This window comes from Rahnella sp. P4_A8 (assembly GCF_056402435.1).
Genome location: NZ_JBFUHK010000194.1, coordinates 1 through 1,819 on the forward strand (window position 1 = coordinate 1; position 1,819 = coordinate 1,819).

The following is a 1,819-nucleotide window of genomic DNA, read 5'->3' on the forward strand; positions in this document are numbered from 1 at the left end:
GGGTAATAAATGAACTGTTTATTTCATTCTTCGGTGCAGAGCCTGAATACGTTTTGTGAAGCCTGGTCCGGTAACGCTTGCTCCGACAATAGCCAATGGCTGGACCCCTCGGTCAGATTAGTCAGCAGTCATCGTGGAACCGTTTCCGGCCGTGAAAATGTCACCGCCTTTTTGCAAAATGACTTTGCTGACCTGGACAACGTATCCGTTACACTGACAAACACCGTTGAGCGMAGGAACGATAAAGATTACGTCGCCAGTGCATACCTGCACGGACAGGCTTCGCGCACAGGTTCCGGACGTCATAACCCGGTACGGTTCGGGGGGACGGTCGTGATGAGGGCTGGCACAGATGAAGCCCAACCTGTGATCCATACCCTTCACCTCCAAATACACTGGACCTCAGGTGCAAGGCAGTTGTTATCGGGATGGCAGCTACCGGCTGAAGAGTCCGGCTGGCATCAGGGATTTCCGCCAGTCGCCATTATCAGTGAACTTGATGCTCCCTGGCATATTGTGCCAGAAAACCACCGTGCTACGGGTGACGAACAGGAGGTGATCGATATCTGGTATCGCTACGCGTGGGCGCTGGACCAGGCAGATTTCACACTTTTCAGCACATGCTTTAGTGAAAATGCCGCGGGTAACTTTACCCCCCTGGGCTATATCTCCGGGAGACGAAATATCATTGCCGCCATGAAAGCCTTCCGGCTTCCGTGGCCCTGGATGCAGCATTTTGGTAAGCCTCTGAAAGTATGTGTCCACCCCGATCGCCAGTCGGCCTTCCTGATAATAGGCCGGGTTATTGCCGAGAAGACGCATGATTCAGTGGGTCGCAAAATCTACGGCGCGCATTACCGGGTTGGAATGGAAAAAGACGCTCACAACCAGTGGTCAATTTGCTGGAGCGAATATAATCCTGGCTGGCTTTCAACAGATGATGTATCCGGCATTGATACTGCATTACCGCGCAACAGATGAACGCTGCGCGCTCGACAAGCGTGCCGGCAACTCTTTTTTCAGTTCTTCAATCAAGGCTCTCACTTTAGGAAGCACCGTGTGAGTCCTGGGCCACATTGCTGATATGGGGGTGGGCGGTGCCTGAAATGTGGGTAGAATTGCGCGAAGCTGCCCCTTTTTGATGGCATCACCACATAACCAGTCCGGAAGTTGCGTCACCCCACATCCGGCAATAGCCGCTTCCAGCATGGCTTGACCATTATTAAAACGGTAGGCTGAGGAAACAACATGCCTTACAACATGTCCCTCTTTGCCCCGGATTAGCCAGTAAGTTTGCCCGTCTGACGGTAACCCTGAAATGCATCTGTGTGATGAAAGCTCACGAAGATCAATGGGGGTGCCTGCTCGTTCCAGATAGCCCTCAGAGGCGCAAATGATAAGCCTTTGCTCGCCCAGGCGGGTGGCAACCAAATCACCTGAGTCAGGCAGGGGACCAAGCCTCAGCGCTAGGTCAAAGCCGTCTGTCGCCGGGTCGCGCACCCGATCACTGAAATCAACTTCGATGTTCAGGGTCCGGTATTTTAACGCCATGATATTGAGTAAGGGCATAATGAAAAGATGCCCAAAGGCCACGGGAACCGTCAGCCGCATCAGTCCAGACGGCTCCACTATCCCCGCCTCTATTATGCTTTCAGCATCTGAAATCATATCCAGAGCAGCAGTGCAGCGATTGAAATAGATCTCACCTTCCGGCGTCAGCGACAGGCTTCGCGTACTGCGGTTGAGTAAGCGAACCCCCAGCCGAATTTCCAGACGCTTGATACTTTTGCTGAGTGCAGAGCGCGTCACGCCTAAACCC

At 53.1% G+C, this 1,819-nt stretch carries 2 protein-coding genes; one reads left to right on the forward strand and one right to left on the reverse strand.

The genetic code is table 11. The annotated features are described in order from the left end of the window. The first annotated feature begins 9 nt into the window (after positions 1-9). Positions 10-981 (forward strand): nuclear transport factor 2 family protein, encoded by a 972-nt coding sequence (locus tag AC1DUO_RS24550; RefSeq protein ID WP_121019294.1) that lies wholly within the window; start codon positions 10-12, stop codon positions 979-981. Here the strand turns inward: AC1DUO_RS24550 and AC1DUO_RS24555 are convergent. Next, positions 964-1,819 (reverse strand): LysR family transcriptional regulator (locus AC1DUO_RS24555; RefSeq protein WP_477989228.1); only part of this gene is annotated, 856 nt, incomplete at its 5' end. The genes AC1DUO_RS24550 and AC1DUO_RS24555 overlap by 18 nt on opposite strands.